Below are 22,064 nucleotides of genomic sequence, written 5' to 3'. Positions count from 1 at the left end.
ACGTACGGGCCACAAAGGCACCAATGGCTTACCGGTCATGTGTGGCGTGCCCCTCAACGGTACCTCACGCACGGCTCAAGTTTCTTCGGCACGGAGTCCGGGCGCGGCCGGCTGGATCGCTAACGTCAAACTTTAAGGGTAATGACGCTAATTTATGGCCTGTCCACCGTTTAAAGCCAATCACTCGAAGACCAATGGCGTCATCCTGCCTTCCACTGCGCTGGGTGCGAAAGAGCGCAGAAAATAGCGCTATTGGATATGGGAGTACCTGTGAATCCATCCGTTGTCCATGCCGAACTCATCGCCACTTTCAAGCGGGCGGAAGCAGATGCTGCTCACAAGTTCGGTATGATCAAAGCTGCTGCGCAAAAGGGGCCCAAGGCAGTCCAAGCGGCAGCCAAAACAGCGGCAAAGGCAACAAAACGCAGGGACTCGTATGCAAAGAAGCTGGATACCCTGGGGGTGAGCCTCAAGGATTGAGCGCGGCCCAACGTATTGCCCGACACCAGTCTTTGGCGACTACCCCCAACTGGCCCGAACCGGGCACTCCCGATTTCCAGGTAAATGACTGCTACGACCAACAGCGGGTGCTCCCGGGTGGCAGCTTACGGGCAGCAGAAAAATTTTCACTGTCGAGGGTCCATAAAGCTGTCCTCAATTGGCGGCGCCCCATCCGCATTGCCGACACTGGCGGAGGGGAAGTCTGGGACAGGTGTGCAGCGGAGGACGAAAACGCTTACATGGTCGTCCCAGGGAAAGCAAGGTTTTTAGCGGCGTGAAGTTTCAAGGGTCGATTAAATGGCAAGATTTTGCTTGGAGTTGCACCCACGCCTCAATGGTCTCGGGTCATGGGCTATCCGAAATTCGAAGCGCGACCTTCTTTGAGCCAAGAGAGGTTAATCGAAACCAGGGAACAAAGGCTCCCACCTGAATTCCCCGCTCGATTTTTCTCAAAGCATCGTCAGCGTCGACTTTGGAACGTTGTAGGGGAACACAAGAAGACGTTGCAGATCCGAAGGAAGCGCGAGGCCGGGACTCGCGTGGATTGGTCGCAAAGAGACGCGCAGTTGTGCTAACAGCCGCTTGGGTATGCAGCGACCCTACGCAATCAATTCCCGCAAAACGCATCACGAGGATTGAGCGCATTATCGCGCGCTGCTGACTGAGCGGTGCAGCCTTGGGTCAGGCCAGCGCAATGCACGGTCGTCAAGCAGCCAGGGCTTTGGCGTTCGCGATCACGGGGCTCGGGTCGAGATCGTAGAAGGCCAGCAACTGACTGAGCCGGTCTGGGTCGGCGGCCGGCACAGCATGAGCCTGGGCCGAGGTCAACACCTGCAGTTCGTGAAACACTGCGCCCTGCGAACGCGCGGCGTCAATGGCGCGTCGCCAGGTGGCCGTCGCGACATCCTTGTCACCGCGCGCCATCTCGACCTCGGCCTGCAGGCCCAGCAACAGCGGAAATACCGTCTTTTCGCCCACCTCCTCTGTGAGGGCGAGCCCTGCGGCGATGGAGGCCTGGGCCTCGTCCTGTCGGCCTGCCAGCCGGCAGGCCTCCGCGTAGTGATAGTGGAAGCCGCAAAGCCCAGTGAGCATGCCGAGCTGGCGTGCATCCCGCGCGGCGGCGCGCATCTCGTCCAAGCCCTCGTCGGCACGGCCCAGGGCCACCAGGGCATGGCCATGCAGCCAGGCGAAGCCGCTGCGCTTCTCGGGCAGGGACTGATCGCGGACGAGGGCATAGAGCCGCTCCGTCAGCGCGTACGCAGTCTCGAATTCCCCGGCCAGGCAATGCAAGATGGCGGCCGCATACAGGGCCATTGCCTCGCTGAGCGGGTGGCGGCTGGCGACGGCGCGCGCCACCGCCCTCTCGGCCAGCTCGCGCGCGCGCCGCGGCTCGCCCGTGATCCAGTAGACCAGGACCAGCGACAAGACCGCTTCCACGCCCGGATCCTGCACGAAGCTGGTCGGCGTCAGCCCGCCGGCCAGGTCGGCGTAGGCGTCGACGGCGCGCTCCAGCTGAGCCCGCGCCTCAACGAACTCACCCGTCGACATCTGCACCAGGCCCATGGCGTTCAGCCCCGCAAGGCGCAGGGCCGGGTCGGCGCGCCGCTCGGCAAGGGCCTGCATCTCGGCCGCCAGCGCGCGTGCCGGCGCGAACTCGGCGCGGGCGAAATGGACCCACCAGCAGCCCTGCAGGGTGCGCTGCCAGCCCGGACCGTCCGTGGGGCCGAGGGCGCGCGCGCGCTCGAAGGCGGCGGCGACCTCGGGAGCGCTGATCACATGCTGGCGCGTCAACGCGACGGCTTCTAGCGAGCGCAGATCCTGCTCGAGGGCCAGGCCCATGCGGCCTTCGGCCAACCGCAGCCCCTGTCGGGCGGCCTGCAGGGCCTCGCGCGGGGCACCGAGGGCCATGGCGCGGGCGGCCACGACGGCGTATTGCGCCGCGGCCTCCACCGGGGACTCGCCGCGCTCGAAGTGCAGCGCCAGTTCGGCCGCGACTTCCACGGCGCTCGCCCCATGGGCGACGGCCAGGGCCCCGGCCCATTGCCGGTGCCATTGCATGCGCTGCAGCGCCGGCAGTCGCTCGTAAAGCACCTGGCGGTAAAGGGCATGGGCGAAGGCATAGCGCGCCGCGATGCGACCGTCGGCGAGGGCGCGGGCGCCGCGGCAGCCCAGCCAGGGCAGGCGCGCCGCGGCGTCCTCGAGCAGCGCCTGCAGGCGCTCCGGCGGGATCTGTACCACCTCAGCCAGCGGCAGGTGCAGAAAGTCAACACCGCAGACGCTGGCCGCACCCAGGGCACGCTGCTGATCCGGCGACAGGCGGGCGATCTGGCCCTCGATGACGCCGGCGATGCCGCGTGGCACGGTCAGCGCATCCGGATCGGGGAACGCCCAGCCCACCTCGCGCCGGACGAGTTTGCCGCTGGCCAGAAGTTCCTCGACGACGGCATTCACGAACAGCGGCAAGCCCAGCGTGTGGGCATGCAGCACGCGCACAAAGGCCTCGGGCGCGGTCTGCCCCAAGCGTTCCAGCAGGAAGTCGCCCAGCTCCGCCTCCGACAGGAATTCGAGGTCGATCTCCAGGCACAGCCGACGCGGCCGCAGTTCCTGCCTCAGGCCTGCGAGCGGGTGTTCCTGCAGGATGAGTTCGGTCGGGCGGAAGGTGCCGAGCAGCATCAGCGCGCCGCTGTCGCCGCGCCGCCGCGCCAGATAACCGAGCAGTTGGACCGTGGCGTGGTCGCTCCAGTGCAGATCCTCCAGCACCAGCAGCAACGGCTGCTCGCCGGCGAGGCGGTCGACGAATTCGCCGAGTTCTCGCAGCATCCGGTCCTGGGTCACACCGGTGGCCTCGCGCTGCAACTCCCGCCTGTCCTCGTCCTGCACGAACCAGGGCAGTTGCAGCAGCCAGGTCGGCGCCACGCGGCGCAGCAGTTCGACGACCGCCGCGCCGTCGTCCGAGCGGCACAGGCCGTTCAAGGCTTCCAGCACCGGTAGATAGGGCTCGGCCCCGCCGTAATGCTCGACGCACTGGCCGAAGGCCAGGCGAACGCCGGCAGAGGCCGCGAATCGCTCGACGAGGGCGCTCTTGCCGATGCCCGCCTCGCCGACGATGAAGACGAGCTGGTGCTGGCCGCGGCGTGTCGCCGCCAGCGTATCGTGCAACTGCGCCAGCACCGCGACGCGCCCGACCAGCCAATCGCCAGCCGGCGCGCTTGACTGCGGTCCCACTGAGCCCTGGACCATGCGCTCGCCCAGCGGGGCGATGAAGCGGTAGCCGCGGCGCGACACGGTCTGGATATAGACCGACTCGCGGGCGTCGTCGCCCAAAGCCTGGCGCAGCTGGCTGACAAGGTTCTTCAGCGCCGCCTCGTTGACATGCCGGTGCCCCCAGACCGCGTCCAGCAGCGTGTCCTTGCTCACCAGTTGACCGGCCCGGCGCACCAGCTCGCACAGCACCTGGAAGGCCCGAGGCGCCAGCTCCACGCCCGCGCCGTCGAGCTCCAGCCGCGCCTCCGCCTCGTCGATCCGAAATCGGCCGAACCGGGCCTGCACGGGATTTGTTTCGTTCATTTCAGCCAAGGGGTGCGATGTGATCAATACCGATTCGAGACCGTTTCAAGACGACTTGTGCGCGGCCAGTCCTCATACTTCCGGGCATGACGCTGAACCCACATCCAATTCATCCGGCCGCCGGTGCCTATGTGCTGCGGCTGCACCGTGACGCGTGCCCGGCAGAAGGTTTGCTGATGGGCCGCATACAGCACGTTACAAGCGGCGACTGGGCGGATTTTACCAGCAGCACGGCCATGCTCGCCTGGCTGACCCAGCATGCCGCGCAATGGCGCGCCGACCCGCACAACCCCGAGGAGCCGTCCCCATGAAGACCTGGCTGACTATATTTCGTTTCGCTGGCGGCTGCCCTCTCGATGGCACAGCCGCCGGACATCGAGGCCCATCCGACCCGGGGCCAGTCCCTGGCGCAGCAGCACAAGGACAACGACGAGTGCAGCCGATGGGCGATGCGGACGGTCGGCCACGCTGTTGGCGAGACCCATCAATCCATTTATATGCAAACGCTCGCGGCCTGCATGGCAGGCCGGGGCTACGCAGTCAAGTAGTCATGCAATTAAGGAGAACATCAATGAGAGTTCAATGGGCCCTAGCGCCCCTGGCCATGGCCACCGTGCTGGTTGGCTGCCAGCGCCACGAGGCCGAGTCCTACGAAGAGGTCCGCCCCGTGCAAAGCATCGTCGCCGGCCGCAGCGCCGGCTCGGTCGGTGCCCGGTATTCGGGCGAGGTTGTCGCGCGCTACGAGAGCCGGCTCGGCTTTCGCACGTCCGGCAAGATCGCCGCGCGCCTCGTCGAGGTGGGCAGCGCCGTCAAGCGCGGCCAGCCGCTGATGCGGCTCAGCCCCGAGCAGGAAGCCCTGCGTGTGGTCGCAGCGGGCGCCGATGTCGACGCGGCGAAGAGCCGGGTCGCGCAGGCCCGCATTGACCTGCAGCGCACCGAGCAGCTGCTGGCCCGCCAGTTCGCGTCGCGCGCCGAGCTCGACCAGCAAAAGCTCGCGCTGGATCAGGCCGAGGCGCAGCTGCGCTCGGCGAACGCGCAGCGTGACACCTCCGCCAATCAGCACGGCTACACCGTTCTCACCGCGGACCGCGACGGCGTCGTGACGGCGATTGCGGCCGAGGCCGGCCAGGTCGTCGCGGCGGGCCAGTCCGTCGTCACGGTCGCGGCCGACGGCGAGCGCGAGGTGGCGATCAGCATCCCGGAGTCGCGTCTTGACGAGCTGCGCCAGGCGCGCAGCCTGCAGGTGGCGGCCTGGGCCCATCCCGGCCGCACCTGGGCGGGTGTGCTGCGCGAACTCGCGCCGGGCACCGACAGCGTCACACGCACCTATTCGGCGCGCATCTCGATCCGCGACCCCGACCCCCAGCTGCTGCGCCTGGGCATGACGGCCTCGGTGCTGGTCAGCGACGTCGAGGGCACGAGCGCCATCCGCCTGCCGCTGACGGCCATCGTCGACCGCGACGGTCAGCGCCAGGTCTGGGTCGTCGACCCCAAGACTTCGCAGGTCGCTCTGCGCAAGGTCACCCTGGGCAGCCCGCAGGACGACAACGTCCTCGTCGTCGCCGGACTGAACGGCGGCGAGACCATCGTCACCGCCGGCGTGCACATGCTGCAGCCCGGCCAGCGCGTCAAGCTGCCGGCCGCCGCGGCGGCGGCCCCGGCCTCGTCGGGAGTGGCGAAATGAAGGACATCAACCTGTCCGAATGGGCGCTCAAGCATCAGCAGATGATCGCCTTCCTGCTGATGCTGCTGACGGTCGCCGGCGTGCTCGCCTATGGCAGCCTGGGCCAGAAGGAAGACCCGGAGTTCACGATCAAGACCATGGTCGTGCAGGCCTACTGGCCGGGCAGCTCCTCGCAGCAGATGGCCGACCAGGTCACCGACAAAATCGAGAAGAAGCTGCAGGAGATCGCCGAGATCGACTACACGGCCACCTATGTGCGCCCCGGCGAGACGCTGATCAAGGTCAATCTGCGCGATTCGACCTCGCCCAAGGCCGTGCCCGATGTCTGGTACCAGGTGCGCAAGAAGATCGGCGACATCCAGCACACCTTGCCGCGCGAGGTGCAGGGGCCCTTCTTCAATGACGAGTTCGGCGACACCTTCGGCAACCTCTACGCGATCACGGGTGACGGCTTCAGCAATGCGCAGCTGCGCCAGTTCGCCGACGCGGCCCGCAACGAGTTCCTGCGCGTGGCCGATGTCAACAAGGTCGACCTGGTCGGCAAGCAGGACGAGAAGATCTATGTCGAGATCTCGAACGCCAAGCTGGCGTCGCTGGGCATCGACCCGGCGCTGATTGCCGCGACGCTGGCCCAGACCAATGCGGTCGCCGCCGCCGGCACGGTGCAGACGCTGGGCGAGCAGGTGCGGCTGACGGTGAGTGGCGAGTTCGACTCGGTCGATGGCATACGCAACATCGGCATCCAAGCCGGCAACCGCAGCTTCAGGCTCGGCGACATCGCCAACGTCAGGCGCGGCTTCGTCGACCCGGCCGTGGTCAAGATGCGCTTCAACGGCGCGGAGGCCGCCGGTCTGGCCGTCAGCATGCGCAAGGGCGGCGACGTCATCCACCTGGGCGAGGAGCTCGACGTGACCGTCAAGCGGGTGCAGGCCAGCCTGCCGGTGGGCGTGCAGATCCATGCGGTCAGCGACCAGCCCCGTGTCGTCGAGGAATCGGTGCACGAGTTCAAGAAGAGCCTGGCCGAGGCCGTCATCATCGTGCTGGCGGTCAGCTTCCTGTCGCTGGGCATGCGCGCCGGCCTGGTCGTCGCGCTGTCCATCCCGCTGGTGCTGGCGCTGACCTTCCTGGCGATGTATCTGCTGGGCATCGACCTGCAGCGCATCTCGCTGGGTGCGCTGATCATCGCGCTGGGCCTGCTGGTGGACGACGCGATCATCGCGGTCGAGATGATGCAGTTGAAGCTCGAGCAGGGCTGGGACAAGTTCCGCGCCGCCACCTATGCCTATACCGCGACGGCCTTCCCGATGCTGACGGGCACGCTGATCACGGCGGCCGGCTTCCTGCCGGTGGGTTTCGCCAAGTCGGGCACCGGCGAGTACGTCTATTCGCTGTTCCAGGTGGTCGGCATCTCGCTGCTGCTGTCGTGGATCGTCGCTGTGCTGTTCACGCCCTACCTCGGCTTCAAGCTGCTGAAGGAGCACGCCCACGCCGACCATGACGAGGACGCGGTCTACCAGAAGGGCTTCTATCTGCGCTTCCGCCGCTTCGTCGACTTCTGCCTGCAGCGTCGCGGCTGGGTCATAGCCATCACGCTGGCGGCCTTCGTCGGCTCGATCGCCCTCTTCAAGCTGGTGCCGCAGCAGTTCTTCCCGGCCTCGGACCGGCCCGAGTTGATGGTCAACCTGTGGATGCCCCAGGCTTCAACTTTCGAGGCCAGCGCGCGCGAGGTGCAACGCCTGGAGGCGGCGCTCAAGGGCGACAAGGACGTGGTCGCCGTGACCAGCTATGTCGGTACCGGCAGCCCGCGCTTCTATCTGCCGCTGGATGCGCAGACGCCCAATCTGAACCTGGGCGAGATGATGGTCATGACCCAGGGTGGTGAGGCGCGCGAACGCGTGCTGGCCAAGATCCAGGGCCTGTTCGAGAACGACCTGCCCAATGTGCGCGGCCGCGTCAACCGGCTGGAGAACGGCCCGCCGGTCGGCTATCCGGTGCAGTTCCGCGTCTACGGCAACGACCTGAACCGCGTCGCCGAGATCGGCGCCCGGGTCGCGACCCTGGTGCGCAGCAACCCCCATGTGCGGAATGTGAACCAGGACTGGGGCGAGCGGACCAAGCGGGTGCAGGTGGACGTCGACCAGGACAAGGCGCGCGCGCTGGGCATCAGCTCGCGCCAGATCAAGCAGGCGCTGGAGACCTCGATCTCGGGCACGGCCATCACGCAATACCGCGAGGCCGACCAGGGCATCGACGTGGTCGCCCGCCTGGTGCAGCCCGAGCGCACCGACATGAACAACCTGAAGGACGCCAAGATCTATCTGCGCGACGGCAAGTTCGTGCCGGTCTCGCAGGTGGCGCGGCTGACGCTGGACAGCGAGGACAGCCAGCTCTGGCGCCGCAACCGCGTGCCGACGCTGACGGTGCGCGCCGACCTCGCTGGCGCCGAGGCGCCCGACGTGACGCGCGCCCTGCTGCCCAAGATCGAGGCCCTGGCCAAGGATCTGCCGCTGGGCTATGGCGTCGATGTCGGCGGGGCCCACGAGTCCAGCGCGAAGGCGCAGAAGTCGATCAACGCGGTGATGCCGGCGACCCTCGTCGTCGTGCTGCTGCTGCTGATGTTCCAGCTGCAGGACATGAAGAAGATGCTGCTGGTGCTGCTGACCGCGCCGCTGGGTCTGATCGGCGTCAGCGCCATCCTGGCGGCCTTCCAGATCCCCTTCGGCTTCGTCGCCATGCTGGGCGTCATCGCGCTGGCCGGGATGATCATCCGCAACTCGGTCATCCTGGTCGTGCAGATCGACCAGGACCTGGCCGCCGGCGCGCCGCTGTGGACCGCCATCATCGAATCGGCCGTGCGCCGGCTGCGCCCCATTGTGCTGACCGCGCTGGCGGCCATCCTGGCGATGGTGCCGCTGACACGCTCGGTCTTCTGGGGTCCGATGGCCTGGGCCATCATGGGCGGCCTTGCCGTCGCCACGGTGCTGACCCTGGTCTTCCTGCCGGCGCTCTACGCCGCCTTTTACCGGGCCAAGCGGCCCCTCCCCCTTGACGCCGTTTAGGCGACGAAAGCACAAGTTATGAAACGGACGTACAAGACCGCCCGCTGGGCGGTGCTCACAGCCCTGGCCCTGCAGACCTGCGCGGCCCAGGCCCTCGATCTCGTCGGCGCCTACGAGCAGGCGCTGCGCCACGACCCCGCCAAGCTGGCCGCCGACGAGGCGCTGGTGGCCGGCCGCGAGAAGGTCGTGCAGGGAGATGCGCTGCTGAAGCCGCGCGTCTCTCTGCAGGCCGGCCTCGGCCGGCTCGATGACCGCAATTCGGGCAATGTGTCGCCGGGCCTGTCCCACAGCACCGGCACGGTCAGGCAGGCCACCGTGCAGCTGACGCAGCCGCTCTACGACGCGACGGCCCGCGCCGAGAAGCAGCAGCTGCACCAGCAAGCGAGGCTGGCCGAGACGCAGTTCGACCAGGCCCAGCAAGGCCTCGCCCAGCGCGTGGCCGAGGCTTACTTCGGCGTGCTGCAGGCCCAGGAGGCGCTGCGTGTCACGCTGGCCGAGAAGGCAGCCATCGCGATGCAGCGCGACCGCGCGCGGGCGCGCTTCGACGTCGGTCGCGGCAAGGTCACCGACCTGCAGGAGGCCCAGGCGCGCTACGACCAGATACTGACCAAGGAGATCAACGCGCGCAGCTCGCTGGAGCTGCGGCGCGCCCAGTTCGAGGAGACGACGGGGGCCCAGGCGCAGAGCCTGGCTGCTCTGGCGGCCGGACAGGCGGCGACGCCGCCCGAGCCCGACAGCCTGCTGGCCTGGCAGCTCAAGGGCGAGGACCAGAGCACCTTGGTGCGGGTCAAGCGCTCGCAGCTGGAGATCGCCGGCGCCGAGATCGACAAACACCGCCTCTCCGGGCGCCCGAGCTTGAATTTGGTCGCCAGCTATTCCGGCAAGGGCCAGAGCGGCGACCTGTCGCCCATGGTGGCCCCCAGCAACAACCGTACCGGCTCCGTCGGCCTGCAGTTCAACATGCCGCTGTACGCGGGTGGCGGCCTTGATTCGAAGGAACGCGAATCGCTGGCCCGGCGGCGCGAGGCCGAACAGGCGCTGGCGGCCGCCAAGCGCGATGTGCGCCTGCAGGTCCAGGATGCCTATCTCTCCGTCAGGACCGGGGTGTCGCGCATCACCGCCGCCGAGCAGTCCCTGGTCTCGGCGCGCACCGCGCTCGAGGCCACGACGCTGGGCCGCGATGTCGGTACGCGCACCGAGCTCGACGTGCTGGACGCCCAGCAGCGAGCCTTCGCGGCCGAGTTCGACCTGGTGCAGGCGCGGCTGGATTACCTGCTGGGCCGTGTCCGCCTGTCCGTGGCGGCCGGCGAGCTCGGCGAGGGCGAGTTGCGCTCGGTCAACGGCTGGCTCGCGATTCCCTGAAGCCATGATGCACTGTCTACATCCGGCCATCAGGCCGGTCAACCCGAAGCGACGCGCCCACGACATCGTACGGCGACTACTGCCCGTCTGTACCGCCGTCCTGTTGGCGGCCTGCTCGACCGCGCGGCCCTGGATCAACCAGCCCATCGCGGCGCCGGCGATCTCCCCGGCGGCGACCACCGCCTCGCCGTCCATCATTGCCGCCGTCACCTTGTCGGGCGGGGGCGCGCGCGCGGCCGCCTTCGGCCAGGGCGTGCTGCAGGAGCTGAAGGCGACCCGCTTCGAATCGGACGGCGGCTCGACCAGCCTGCTCGACGAGGTCGGGCTGATCAGCGGTGTCTCGGGCGGCAGCGTGCTGGCGAGCTATTACGCGGCCTTCGGCGACGAGGTGTTCACGCGATTCGAGCACGACTTCCTGCTGGCCGACTTCCAGGCCAGCCTGATCAGTGACGCGCTGTCGCCGACGACGCTGTACAAACTCAGCTCGCCCTGGTGGGGGCGCAGCAACACCTTCGCCCAACGCCTCGACCCCGTTTATCGCGGCATGACCTTCGGCGAGCTGCGGGCCCGGCGCGCCCGGCCGCAGTTGCTGGTGACCGCCACCGACCTGACCTCGGGCGCGCCCTTCGAATTTACACCCGAGCAGTTCGCCCTTATCTGTTCGGACCTCGACAGCGTACCCCTGTCCTTTGCGGTGGCAGCCTCATCTTCCGTGCCCCTGCTGCTGAGCCCGTTGACCCTGCGCAATTACTCTGGCAGCTGTCCCGAGTCGACGCCGGCGTCCGACTCGGCGCAGTCCGGGCGCAATCTGTCGGCACGACTGCTCGATATGATCGCCGAGAGCTATCGCGACGCTCAGGAAAGGCCATTCATCCACCTCGTTGACGGCGGCGTCGTCGACAACCTCGGCGTGCGCGGCCTGCTGGAGCGCACCCTCGCGGGCGGCAGCTTCGAGGCCAGTTTCAAGGGCCTGCAGCCGGGCTCGGTGCACCAGATCGTGCTGATCAGCGTCAACTCGGAGCGCGACACGGCCGAGCGCATCGACGGCAGCGATCGCGTGCCCGGCCATCTTCAGGTGCTGGACGCCCTGGTCTTCGGCGCCGGCTCGCGCCTGACCAAGGAGACAACGGTGATGGTCGACGACGTGGCACGTCGCATGAATGAGGCGCTGAAGGCCGAGCGCGGCCGACCCGGTAGCCCCTTCGCGGCGGACGCCGAGATCCATGTGATCAACGTCGGCTTGCGCCAGTTGCAGGATCCCGAGCTGCGCCGCAGCCTGCTGCAAGTGCCCACGGCCCTGACCATCCTGCCCATCCAGGTCCGCCAGTTGCAGAAGGCCGGCCGCGAGGTGCTGCGCGAGTCGCCGGCTTTCCAGCGCCTGCGCCAGAGCCTGCGCGCCGAGCCCGAGATGGCGGCCGCCGCGGATGCGCCGGCCCCCCAATGATGTTGCGGGCGCGTTCTCGCTGAACCGATGCTGGGTCAACTGCAACATTACTGGAGCGGCAGCTTCCTTGCCGCGAACGCCTTCATCGGCTTGAATCTGGTCGGGGCGCTGCTGCTCGGCATGCTCGTCGGCTATGAACGCTCCTTCAACGGCCGGGCCGCAGGCATGCGCACCTATGGCCTGGTGTGCATGGCGTCCACGGCGCTGACCGTGTTCGTCGGCCATGCGTCGCTGTGGTACGGCGGCACGGCTCCCCACCTGCTGGCCGATCCGACGCGGGTGGTGCAGGGTGTCGTCACCGGCATCGGCTTCCTGTGCGCTGGCGTCATCATGAAGGACGGCATGAACATCAGCGGACTGACGACGGCCGCGTCCATCTGGACGGCCTCGGCGATCGGCGTGCTGCTGGGCGTGGGCTTCTATGCAGCGGCCTTGCTGCTGGCCCTGCTGTGCATGCTTTCGATGTCGGTGCTGCACCGCGTAGAAGCGATGCTGCCGGGGCGGGCGACGTTGGATGTCACGCTGAGCTTCCGGTCCACCCACCCGCCCTCGTACGACATCCTCGCGGGCATTGCCGCCTCACGCGGCTATCGGCTGCTGCGCGACAGCCTGAGCATCAGCTTCGCCGACGGTCGGCCGGTCTGGCGCTTCAGCGTCGTGGCGCTGGACCGGGCCAGCGCCACATCGACGGCGCTGCTGGCCGATGAGATCGCGGCCTTCGAAGGCGTGTCGAGCTTCAGCATCTCGCCGGTGCGCAACTGAGCTGGGTGACAAGTCATGGGACGACGCCAGACGCTCACGGACCAGGACATCCTGCGGCGCGCACGCCCCGTGTTCCTGGACCGGGGACTCGGTGCGAGAACGCGCGACATTGCAGCAGCCGTCGGTCTGACCTGGGGTGCCATCGCGCTCCGATTCAGCAGCAAGCGCGCCTTGTTCGAGCATGCGATGGAGCATCGGTCCGATTGCTTCGAGGAAGCTCCTTCGGGCTTCGCGGACGATGACGAGCTGGCTGCAGTGCTGCGACGGCTGCAGTCCCAGCTAAACCGGCGGTGGCCGATGTATTTGCAGCTGAATCTGTCGTCGACCGCTGCGCAGCACGACAAGGTGGACTTGGGAAGGGGTACTCACGCCCAAATGCAGGCATTCGCTAACGTTCTTTAATTTCGTCTTGGTAAAGGCCATCGGTTGCCGTACACCTGACAAAGAAGGCGTTTACCGAATGGCGATGCTTTTCGTTAGCGTTCTTGCTATTAGTCCATCGCCGTCGATTTTGAGTGGCTTTAGCTTTGCATAAGCCACTTTCTTTGCGGTAGTTCTGTCAACCCCCAACCCCATTAACACTGTTGCCGCTGCTTGCTCAGGAAAATCACGTGGCGCCGTTCCCGACAGAAGCGTGTGAATCCCTCCCATCAATATGCCGCCAGTGAGATTCATTGCAGCCCGCATGTCCATCCGCACAAATTTTCCCTGCTGCATTCCAAGCTCCAGATCCCTGGGAACATACTCAAACATGAGTTGATCAGGCGGCAAGTTTGGCCAACCGAGCTTTGCAATGAAACCACCAAGCATCGGATGTTGTTGCGACAAATGAAGTGCCAATCGCATACCGGTAGCCATGCGGACAACGGGGTCCTCACTTAGCTGCACAAGTGGGTCAATGAGGCGCAAGATCTCATTGGAGAGGTCCTTTGCAACCGCCTCCACCAGGGATGCCGGCGCATCAAAGTACTTGTAGAACGTCCCCCTCGAAACCTGTGCTTCTGAAATCACGTCGTCGATTGATGTCGCAATCGGTCCGTTCTGGGCGACCAAATTCATTGCTCCCTCGATGAGTCGAGCACGCATACGCTCCCGTCGCTCAGCAGCCACGCGGGGTCTGTGATCCTGATGTTCCATTTTGACTCGACGTTTCTATTTTGTGAATCGGAGCGTACCCGAACTCGAGCACTGATTTGCGTCAATCAGTATAAACGATGATATCGTCATGGTGACGATTATGTCATCATGACGATATTGATTTTATGGAAGTGACTTTATGACCAAAATCCATACAACACTGCACCAACCCGAGTCTCTCCCCCAGAGCAGACTTCCTGAACATGTTCAGCCACTGGTCTGCCCGGTACCACTCGGACGTGCAGTGGAATTGGCGTTTTTGATGTGGGAGAAGAAAGCACTGCGACCCACAGAAAAATTTCTGCGTGACTTCGGCCTACATACGGTATCGCTGACCGAGAAGAAGCTCATAGCCAGAGGGACTGGAACTGCTCCTGCGATCTATGTCGCAAGCAAAGGGCGGCAAAACCGCTTTGTGGGGTCGGCGTTTGTCATGTCGGATGACACCGATCTCGCCCAATACAAACGGGAACTGGCTGCAATAGACCTCAATCCGGCAGACATCCCTGGGGGAGGTCGCGGGATTGAGCTTTTGGATCCTGCGGGGAGAAAGGTGTGGCTGCTACAGGGGCAAACCCATGTGGCCCCATTGCCAGTGCGTGAACCTGTCACGGAGCTCGCCAATAGCCCTAATGCGGCGAATAGAGTAAACCGGCCCTTGCGCACTCCAATCGAGCCAGCAAAGGTTATTCGTCTTGGGCACTTTGTGCTTCAGTCAGTGGATTTCATGGGTCTAGCGCAGTGGTACATCAAGGTGCTTGGTCTTATCCCCTCTGATGTTCAGTATCTGGCGGATGGCTCCCCCAATCTAGCGTTCTGTCGGCTTAACTTGGGACAGACACCTGCTGACCACCACGCGGTGGTATTCGTCGGCGCGATCGAAGAGAAGTACGAACACAGCGCCTATGAGGTCACGGATCTGGACGCGATCGGTCAGGGGCAGCAGGTGCTCAGGGCCCAAGGGCATAAACACATGTGGGGAATTGGTCGTCACATTCTGGGAAGCCAGCTGTTTGACTACTGGCATGACCCTGAAGGCTTTGAGATGGAGCATTACTCCGACGGAGATGTGTTTACTTCGGATTTCGAGACGTGCTATTCGCCATTGACATTTGGAAGCATCTGGGCGTGGGGGCAAGACGCGCCGTCAAGCATGAAGCCGAGCAAGTCACTCAAAAATTTATGGCGTGTATTTCAGCACCTCAAGTACGGGCGTCTGAATATTGACCGCCTCAAATTGCTGGGCGCGGCAATGGATCCCCCAGCGCGCCCCTGGCTTTAACAACAGTTCAATTACGGAAAAACAGACATGGCACTCACACTTATTCATTACACAGATGGAAAAACTGCGGGCTGGGGAGTGGTTTTTGACCGCAGCCTGGCGCCGCTGGCGGCGGGCGCAATGACGACCGGCGAATTGATCGACCAACGCTGGGATGAAATCTGGGCAAAAACACCGAATGACGCAAGCATTGCCTTGAGTTCGGTGAAGCTGCTATCGCCAGTTACGCGAAACCAGCAGTTCATCTGCCAAGGAACCAACTACGCCAGTCATGTGCGCGAATCAGGAATGGACCCCAAGTCCATTTCGTTCAATACGATCTTTACCAAAGCTTCCTCGTCAATCGTTGCAGCAGATGAGCCGGTCGCTCGCCCTGCCCATGTGGCGATGCTCGACTACGAGGTTGAGTTAGGTCTGGTAATGCGGTGCTCCATACCGGCAGGAACCCAGGTCAAATCCGATGAATTGCACAAGTGGTTAGCGGGTCTGGTGATCGTGAACGATCTGTCAGCCCGTGATGTTCAGCTGCCACAAGCACAGTTTTACAAGGGCAAGAGCTACCGAGGATTCGGCCCGGTAGGCCCCTACCTGCTGTTGCCCACTGCTGCGGAATGGAAGCGCTGGCCCGACCTGCATATGCGCCTGGCAGTAAATGGCCAGACCCGCCAGGACGCGTACTGCTGCGAAATGATTTATCAACCGGCACAGACGCTTACCGAGTTGGCGCAGCTGCAGGATTTTTTTGCTGGCGACCTGATCGCTACAGGCACGCCAGCAGGATGCGCGGCACGCGCTCCGGGCAAAGCAGTCATGTTCATTTTCAAGCACTTTGTGAGTGAGGCAGGCAAGTGGAAGCTCTTCATCAAAAAGAATGCTGCTAACCCAGCCTATCTCCGCCCCGGTGACCAGATCTCCGTAACCATCCGAACCGATGATGGCGCACTGGATCTGGGCGAACAAACCACAAAGATCGTACAGCCATGAGTACGGCTAGTGATAAAGCGGTCACTTTTGACCTGCGGGGGCAATTGCGCTGGGCGCAATGTTCTGACGCACCCTTGCGCGCTGATGAGATTGAAGTCGCAGTTGCGCTGTCAACGGTCAACCCGATCGACGCGAAGCGACGCTATGGCTATGGCCGAAAAGTGTTTCAGCTCAAGGGCGCAAACACCAAGAACCTGGCACTGGGGAATGACTTTGTCGGCACCGTTTCAAGAATCGGAAGCAGTGTGGTTGATCTCAGGCCCGGTGATCGTGTCTTTGGGGTTAAGCCACCGTCGAAGTATGGGCCCCATGCGCTGCGTGTCGTCGTCAAGCGCTCTCAGGCACTGAAAGCCAATGCGGACTTGAGTGATGAACTGCTGGTCACGCTGCCTTACAACACCTGCACGGTCTTGCGCTCCTTTGAATCCATTGGAATCAATGCCACTACGGCCAAAGGCAAAAAGATTTTGGTAGCTGGCGTTAGCGGCGGGTTGGGCAGTATTGCGCTTGGCTTGCTTTGCCAGTGGGGTGCTGAAGTTACGGCGGTTGATCGCGCCGAAAACCATGCGCGGTGTTTGGCACAGGGCGCGCAAAGCGCATGCTCAGACAAAGACCTCGCTGATCACCAAGGCAGATTTGACGCCGTGCTGAACTTTGCTGCGTGGGAGCTGGATTCAGCCTTGTGCCGCACTTTGCGCTCGGGCGCAATGGGTTACGCCACCACCGTACACCCCTTGCTCACCCTTCTAGATGAGAAAGGACTAGCAATGGGAGCCATTGCAGCCTTGAGCAAACGCAGGCAGTGTCGCAAAAGCGTTCCAAAAGGTGCCCGCTACGCATGGGCTCTGTTTGATTTGAAAGCTGGAGATCTGGAGTTAATGCAGAACTTCGCTCTCAGCGCACGCCCACAACCGCACATTGGCATACGCGCCCCCATGCCCCAAGCCCATCTTGCATTCGCGCATGTTGAGCAGGCGCGAGCAGGGCGTGCCCTTCTCATCAATAACGCACACGGAGACTAGCATGCCTGACCCACAGCACACCATCAGAACCATTGCGGATGTCAAGCGGCTGGAAAACTCAGGCCCCTGGCAGACGCTTATTCCGGCTACCAATACCTACGATATATTGCGACTGGCCTGTCACAAGTACGCCCACAAAACGGCCCTACAGTTTTTGACTTCCGGGCAAGCTGATGCGCCCACCGTCAAGCAAACCTACGCCGAGTTGCTGCAGTCCGTTCACCGGACTGCTAACGCCTTGCATACGCTGGGTGTTACGCCTGCCACGCCGGTTGCCATACTGCTGCCCAATTTGCTGGAGACGCATTGGGCCCTTTGGGGTGCACAGGCAAGCGGCATTGCCAGCCCTATCAACCCGATGCTGGAAGCGGACTACATCGCCCGCATTTGCAACGAGACACGAGCCGAGGTTCTTATCGTCCTGGGGCCGCTGCCTGGCTCGGACATCTGGCCCAAAGCGGCCAAGGTGGTGCAAGCAGTACCCAGCATCCGCACCGTGATGGTGGTAACCCCAGGAAGCCAAGGCACACCGGAACTCTCCAGCTTGGCGGACGACGTGGGTCGATCGGATGTCGAGATCTGTGATTTCCATGGCGCTTTGCGCGCTGCTGTGCCCGACCGTCTGGTGAGCGAGAGGGTGTTTTCGCAAAGCGACCCCTGCGCTCACTTCCATACGGGTGGCACTACGGGCTACCCCAAGGTAGCCATCCATACCCATGCCAATGAAGCGTTCCTTGCGTGGGTACTCGAATCTCTTTTTGAGCGGGACCAGGTGTTGCTCTGCGGTCTGCCTTTGTTTCACGTCAATGGGGCCATCGTTACGGGATTGTCGGCATTTCATTGCGGTTTTGAGGTGGTAATACTGACCGCAGGCGGTTTTCGGACTCCGGGTGTTCTGGATAATTTTTGGGCGTTCGCCAACAGGTTCAAGGCCACCTCATTCAGTGCAGTTCCGACCATCTACGCTGCATTGACCCATAAGCCTTTGCCGCCAGAAGGGTTGCTGACGCTTAAACGGGGCGTGTGTGGCGCTGCACCCTTGCCACCTCAAGTTGCCATCGAATTTGAAAGGGCCACGGGGCTGGGCATTTTTGAAGGTTATGGGCTTACCGAAGGAACCTGCGTGTCTGCTATCAACCCACTCTCGGGCGAAGCGAAATTAGGCACTGTCGGCATCCGCATCCCCTACCAGGATCTGCGTACCTTCAAGGTGGATTCCAATGGCAAAGCCATGGGCGAATCGGCACCTGGCGAAGTGGGTGTTGTCGGCATCCGTGGCCCCAATGTTTTTGGTGGCTATCTGCGTGCCAAAGACAACGACGGCATCTGGCTCGGCGATGGCTGGTTGAACACCGGCGACTTGGCCTATCTGGACGCTGAAGAACGACTGGTGCTGTGTGGACGCGCCAAAGATTTGATCATTCGTGGGGGCCACAACATTGATCCGGCCATGATCGAGGATGCCCTCACGGCGCATCCGGCAATCGCCATGGCTGCGGCCGTTGGGGAACCGGATGCGCACGCAGGTGAAATACCGGTGGCGTACGTGATGCTCAAGCCATCACAAAGCATCGACGAGGCTGCCTTGGCAGCGCACGCCCGCAACACTATTCCCGAACGCGCTGCAGTGCCAGTACGTATTGAAGTGTTGCCGTCATTGCCCCTGACAGCAGTCGGAAAAATCTCCAAGCCCCATCTGCGGTTGCTCGCAACTCAATACGCCGTGTTACGGGCCTTGAACGATGCTGGATTGGCAGGCGTCACCAGTGAGGCCGCTCTGAGTCCGGAGAAAGGCGTGGTTGTTCAGGTGACGTGCGCAGCAGGGCAACTCAACGCCGTGCAAGCGGCACTGGGACGCTTTAACTTGAATGTGGAATGGAAGGAACTGGCGGTATGAACATGCAATCTTTGAACGCCGATGGCGTGATGGAGGTCGATGTGCTACTGGTGGGCCTGGGACCTGTTGGCGCAACGGTAGCCAACCTGCTTGGGCGCTACGGTGTGAATGTTCTGGGCATCGACCAGGCCACAGAGATATTTATGGCACCCAGAGCCATTGTCCTTGACAACGAGGCCTTGCGCATTCTGCAAATGGCGGGTGTGCAGGAGCAGGACTTCGACAAAATTGCCATCCCCCAAGTTCAGATGTATTCCCCTCTGTTTGGGCGATTTGCGCGCATGAATACTGCGCGTCAAATTGATGGGCATCCGATGCTGGTGACCTTCTTTCAACCAGAACTGGAAGCAGTGCTTAGGCAGAAATTGGGACAATACGCCCATGTAAAGGTATCGCTGGGCACCACGTTGGAGTCCTTTGAAGACAAGGGCTCCTTTGTGATAGCGCAGGTGCGTGATGGCTCGGGCAGAAGCATTCGCATAGCAGCAAAGTACCTTGTGGCCACTGATGGCGCCAATTCCACCGTGCGGAAAGCGTTGCAATTGGACTTCAAAGGCGAAACTTTTGGCCAGGACTGGCTAGTAGTGGATGCCAAGCAGGTTCCGAATCCCATAGACCACATTGAGTTCTTGTGTGACCCCAAGCGGCCAGCACCGCACATGGTGGCCCCGGGCGGACGGCAGCGCTGGGAGTTCATGCTGCAACCGGGTGAGTCGCGTGAAGAAATGGAAAAGCCGGAAACCGTCAAACGTTTGCTGGCACCCTGGGCCAACGCCGACGAGATTGAAATCGAGCGTACGGCGGTGTACCGCTTCCATGCGCGCGTTGCGGACCGCTTCTCGGTGGGACGCTGCTTTCTGGGGGGTGACGCCGCACACATCACGCCGCCGTTTGCTGGGCAAGGCCTGGTTGCTGGCTTGCGCGATGCTGCCAATCTGAGCTGGAAATTAGCGTGGGTGTTGCACGGTCAGGCCAGTCCCGCGATCCTTGAAAGCTACAACCAGGAGCGCCAGCCGCACGCCCGCGAGATCATTGGGCTGGCGCTGTTGATGGGTAAGCTGGTGATGCCCGCCAATCGGTTCAAGGCATTCTTGATCCACGGTTTTATGAGTCTGATCCGTTTAGTTCCGGCAGGACGGGCGCTATTTGAAGATCTCAAAGTCAAACCGCAAAACACCTTCAAGGCGGGGCTGTTCCTGCGCACCCGTTCCACCAAGAAACTATTGGCAGGTTCAACTTTTCCGCAAGGCCTGGTTCGCAGGGCTGACAACGGGGAGATTGTTCTCAGCGACGACATGCTGGGACAGACGTTGACGTTCGTGTCCTTTGGCAGTGACCCCTGCACTGCGTTGAACCCGCAGCTCCAACTGGAGTGGACACGCTATGGCGGCACCTGTCTGCAGTGGTGCATGCGAGGCCAGGGCTTGCACCTAGGCCCGGCGGAGCGACGCGTGGAAGCGCTGGATGACCTGCTCACCTGTCGCAGCATCCCGATGGGCTGGACGGCCATTGTCCGGCCGGACCGCACGGTCTTGTGCGAGGGCCCGTTCGAGCAAGCGGCTGAACTGGTCCATGAAACCGTGCGCTTGCTTGGAATGACGACCCGCCCCACCCAACCAGATCCTTTCGCTACCTTATCCACCATAGGCTAACGCCACTTTCGTCACTAGGAAATATGCATCATGAACACACGCATCTCCCACGTCAAACCCAGCAAGCTGATGGGCCTGCTTTGCGGCAGCATGACCCTTTTGTGCGGCAATGCAATGGCCGTCAACGGTGCCCAGTTGGGGGGCTATGGCATCAAAAACGCCATGATGGGGGGCGCCTCTATTGCCTTGCCGCTTGACGCAATGGCCGCCGCCAACAATCCGGCGGGAATGGCGTTTGTGCCCAACTCCTTCACGACAAACGTGCAAGTTTTTCAAGGCGATTCTTCTTCAGACTATGTGCTGCCCGGAAACCACCTCACCAATAGCACCAGAGCATTCATCCCTGAGGGCGGCATCAATTGGGCGCTCAACCCGCAAATAACATTGGGTCTTACGGTTACAGGGTCTGGCGTGGGTGCTGACTACGAGAGAGCGGCATTGCCGGTGCCCGGCGCAAGCAATGCAAAGTCGAAATTGGAAAACATGGAAATCATTCCCAATGCAAGCTGGAAGCCCAGTCCGGACCTGGCCGTGGGTGTGGGACTGAATTTTGTCAGGCAGACGTTCAATGCAGAGGGCGTAATCGTGCCGACTCCTGGTGGTCTATTTGAATTACCCAATCACGGCACCCAATCGGCAACAGGTGTGGGACTGCGCTTGGGCGTACTCTGGAATGCCACGCCTGAATTTTCGGTGGGCGCGACCTATAAGACGCGAACTCGCATGGGCAAGCTCGATGGCTATAGCAATGATTTGCTGGCCTACAGCGATGGAAAGCTGGATGTGCCTGAACAATATGGCGTTGGCGTCGCCTGGAAACCGGCTCCCCACATCACGCTCGCTGCCGACTGGTTGAAAATTATGTGGGGTGATTTGAAAGCCATGCAGGATCCCAATGGTTTCAATTGGAAAAACCAGGCGATCGTGCGCATGGGCGTCTCCTGGGACGTGAATCCCACCTGGACCGTGCGGGCAGGTTTCAGTAAGAATCAAGGTCAAATTCAGTCCGCCTATACGGTGCAAAACCTGTTGGCGCCCTCCATCCACAAGCACGCTTTTACAGCGGGTGCGTCCATGAAACTGGATGCAAGGTCTGAAATCAGTGCAGGTTTTGAGTTGAACCCAAGCACGACACTGAACGGAACAGGCGCAAGTACTGGAACGTCGCTGACCAGCAAGGTTTCCATTTTCATGTTGGGCTACCAACGCTCGTTTTGACGCCCGCGAGATAAGCCTATTTTGACCAATTTGGCTCCTCACTTGGGACGAGTGATTCTGAATTTCAACGCTCGGAGTAACCAAATCAGCACATGCTCAGATATTGCGGAGAATTGCTGCTCTAGGCTTCTCAATTTTGAGGTGCCATCAGCACCTCCACCAACAAGCCACTCTTTGGATGCCTTGTGGCGCGTTTGGTGACAAGACTTAGTCCAGTACTTTGACCTCTCAAATTGGCACTTGACACCCAGAATCTTGCGGTACTTTGGCACGGGCAGAATCCGCTTCTGCCAGTTGAGCGGCCGCTTTGGAGAATTCGGTTCGACCAATGGCTGCTTTGGAGCACCACCCTCCAATACCGGCTACTGGTCGTTGGACTAAACCGCTCGCGCGGTACCCTGCGATGTGACGTTTGTGGTTTGCCGAAGGTGGGCGAGTGCCTATGTTGTGAGGTGAGGCAATTGGCCTCGTTCACCACAGGAGCACAGCCATG

17 protein-coding genes are annotated in these 22,064 nt (G+C 62.6%); 15 read left to right on the top strand and 2 right to left on the bottom strand.

Going from position 1 to position 22,064, the window contains the following annotated elements:
• The first annotated feature begins 270 nt into the window (after positions 1-270).
• Positions 271-480: a hypothetical protein gene (locus C5P05_RS04765; protein WP_114968717.1), complete on the top strand. Its 210-nt coding sequence runs from the start codon at positions 271-273 to the stop codon at positions 478-480.
• 726 nt (positions 481-1,206) lie between these two features.
• Here the strand turns inward: C5P05_RS04765 and C5P05_RS04760 are convergent.
• Positions 1,207-4,095 (bottom strand): ATP-binding protein, encoded by a 2,889-nt coding sequence (locus C5P05_RS04760; RefSeq protein WP_114968715.1) that lies wholly within the window; start codon positions 4,093-4,095, stop codon positions 1,207-1,209.
• 59 nt (positions 4,096-4,154) lie between these two features.
• On the opposite strand from C5P05_RS04760, the gene C5P05_RS04755 reads away from it, so the two are divergent.
• From C5P05_RS04755 to C5P05_RS04720, 8 genes are read left to right on the top strand one after another with little or no spacing between them, the layout of a single operon-like run.
• Positions 4,155-4,379 (top strand): hypothetical protein, encoded by a 225-nt coding sequence (locus C5P05_RS04755; RefSeq protein WP_114968714.1) that lies wholly within the window; start codon positions 4,155-4,157, stop codon positions 4,377-4,379.
• 45 nt (positions 4,380-4,424) lie between these two features.
• Entirely contained in the window at positions 4,425-4,616 is a 192-nt protein-coding gene (locus C5P05_RS04750) for a hypothetical protein (RefSeq protein WP_114968713.1), read from the top strand.
• A gap of 56 nt (positions 4,617-4,672) precedes the next feature.
• A complete protein-coding gene (locus C5P05_RS04745) occupies positions 4,673-5,752 on the top strand; it encodes an efflux RND transporter periplasmic adaptor subunit (protein WP_232834348.1) in 1,080 nt (359 codons plus the stop codon).
• Positions 5,749-8,811 (top strand): efflux RND transporter permease subunit, encoded by a 3,063-nt coding sequence (locus C5P05_RS04740; protein ID WP_114968711.1) that lies wholly within the window; start codon positions 5,749-5,751, stop codon positions 8,809-8,811. The genes C5P05_RS04745 and C5P05_RS04740 overlap by 4 nt, the downstream gene beginning before the upstream one ends.
• Positions 8,812-8,829: 18 nt before the next feature.
• Positions 8,830-10,173, top strand: a complete 1,344-nt coding sequence (locus C5P05_RS04735; RefSeq protein ID WP_114968710.1) for a TolC family outer membrane protein — start codon at positions 8,830-8,832, stop codon at positions 10,171-10,173.
• 4 nt (positions 10,174-10,177) lie between these two features.
• The gene (locus tag C5P05_RS04730) at positions 10,178-11,617 is read left to right on the top strand and encodes a patatin-like phospholipase family protein (protein ID WP_232834347.1); all 1,440 of its coding nucleotides are present in this window, start codon (positions 10,178-10,180) and stop codon (positions 11,615-11,617) included.
• 27 nt (positions 11,618-11,644) lie between these two features.
• Positions 11,645-12,379, top strand: a complete 735-nt coding sequence (locus C5P05_RS04725; protein ID WP_114968709.1) for an MgtC/SapB family protein — start codon at positions 11,645-11,647, stop codon at positions 12,377-12,379.
• A gap of 15 nt (positions 12,380-12,394) precedes the next feature.
• Positions 12,395-12,781, top strand: a complete 387-nt coding sequence (locus tag C5P05_RS04720; protein WP_114968708.1) for a TetR/AcrR family transcriptional regulator — start codon at positions 12,395-12,397, stop codon at positions 12,779-12,781.
• Positions 12,782-12,832: 51 nt separating this feature from the next.
• Here the strand turns inward: C5P05_RS04720 and C5P05_RS04715 are convergent, their stop codons facing one another.
• The gene (locus C5P05_RS04715; protein ID WP_114968707.1) at positions 12,833-13,516 is read right to left on the bottom strand and encodes a TetR/AcrR family transcriptional regulator; all 684 of its coding nucleotides are present in this window, start codon (positions 13,514-13,516) and stop codon (positions 12,833-12,835) included.
• 139 nt (positions 13,517-13,655) lie between these two features.
• Here C5P05_RS04715 and C5P05_RS04710 point away from each other — a divergent pair, with 139 nt between their 5' ends.
• The 6 genes from C5P05_RS04710 to C5P05_RS04685 are packed head-to-tail and all read left to right on the top strand — an operon-like array spanning position 13,656 to position 21,571.
• The gene (locus tag C5P05_RS04710) at positions 13,656-14,798 is read left to right on the top strand and encodes a VOC family protein (RefSeq protein ID WP_114968706.1); all 1,143 of its coding nucleotides are present in this window, start codon (positions 13,656-13,658) and stop codon (positions 14,796-14,798) included.
• Between the two features lie 27 nt (positions 14,799-14,825).
• Positions 14,826-15,782, top strand: a complete 957-nt coding sequence (locus C5P05_RS04705; protein ID WP_114968705.1) for a fumarylacetoacetate hydrolase family protein — start codon at positions 14,826-14,828, stop codon at positions 15,780-15,782.
• Entirely contained in the window at positions 15,779-16,804 is a 1,026-nt protein-coding gene (locus C5P05_RS04700; protein ID WP_114968704.1) for an alcohol dehydrogenase catalytic domain-containing protein, read from the top strand. Before C5P05_RS04705 ends, C5P05_RS04700 begins: the two co-directional genes overlap by 4 nt.
• 1 nt (position 16,805) lies before the next feature.
• Complete coding sequence (locus C5P05_RS04695) at positions 16,806-18,701, top strand: acyl-CoA synthetase (protein WP_114968703.1); 1,896 nt, start codon at positions 16,806-16,808, stop codon at positions 18,699-18,701.
• Positions 18,680-20,353: a bifunctional 3-(3-hydroxy-phenyl)propionate/3-hydroxycinnamic acid hydroxylase gene (locus C5P05_RS04690; protein ID WP_114968702.1), complete on the top strand. Its 1,674-nt coding sequence runs from the start codon at positions 18,680-18,682 to the stop codon at positions 20,351-20,353. The genes C5P05_RS04695 and C5P05_RS04690 overlap by 22 nt, the downstream gene beginning before the upstream one ends.
• 30 nt (positions 20,354-20,383) lie before the next feature.
• Entirely contained in the window at positions 20,384-21,571 is a 1,188-nt protein-coding gene (locus C5P05_RS04685) for an OmpP1/FadL family transporter (protein ID WP_114968701.1), read from the top strand.
• The last annotated feature ends 493 nt before the right edge of the window (positions 21,572-22,064 follow it).

Origin of the sequence: Rhodoferax ferrireducens (assembly GCF_003347515.1) — a bacterium.
In the GTDB taxonomy this organism is placed as follows: domain Bacteria; phylum Pseudomonadota; class Gammaproteobacteria; order Burkholderiales; family Burkholderiaceae_C; genus Rhodoferax.
The sequence above is the reverse complement of the archived record's forward strand: the minus strand, read 5'-3'. Positions and strand labels throughout refer to the sequence as shown.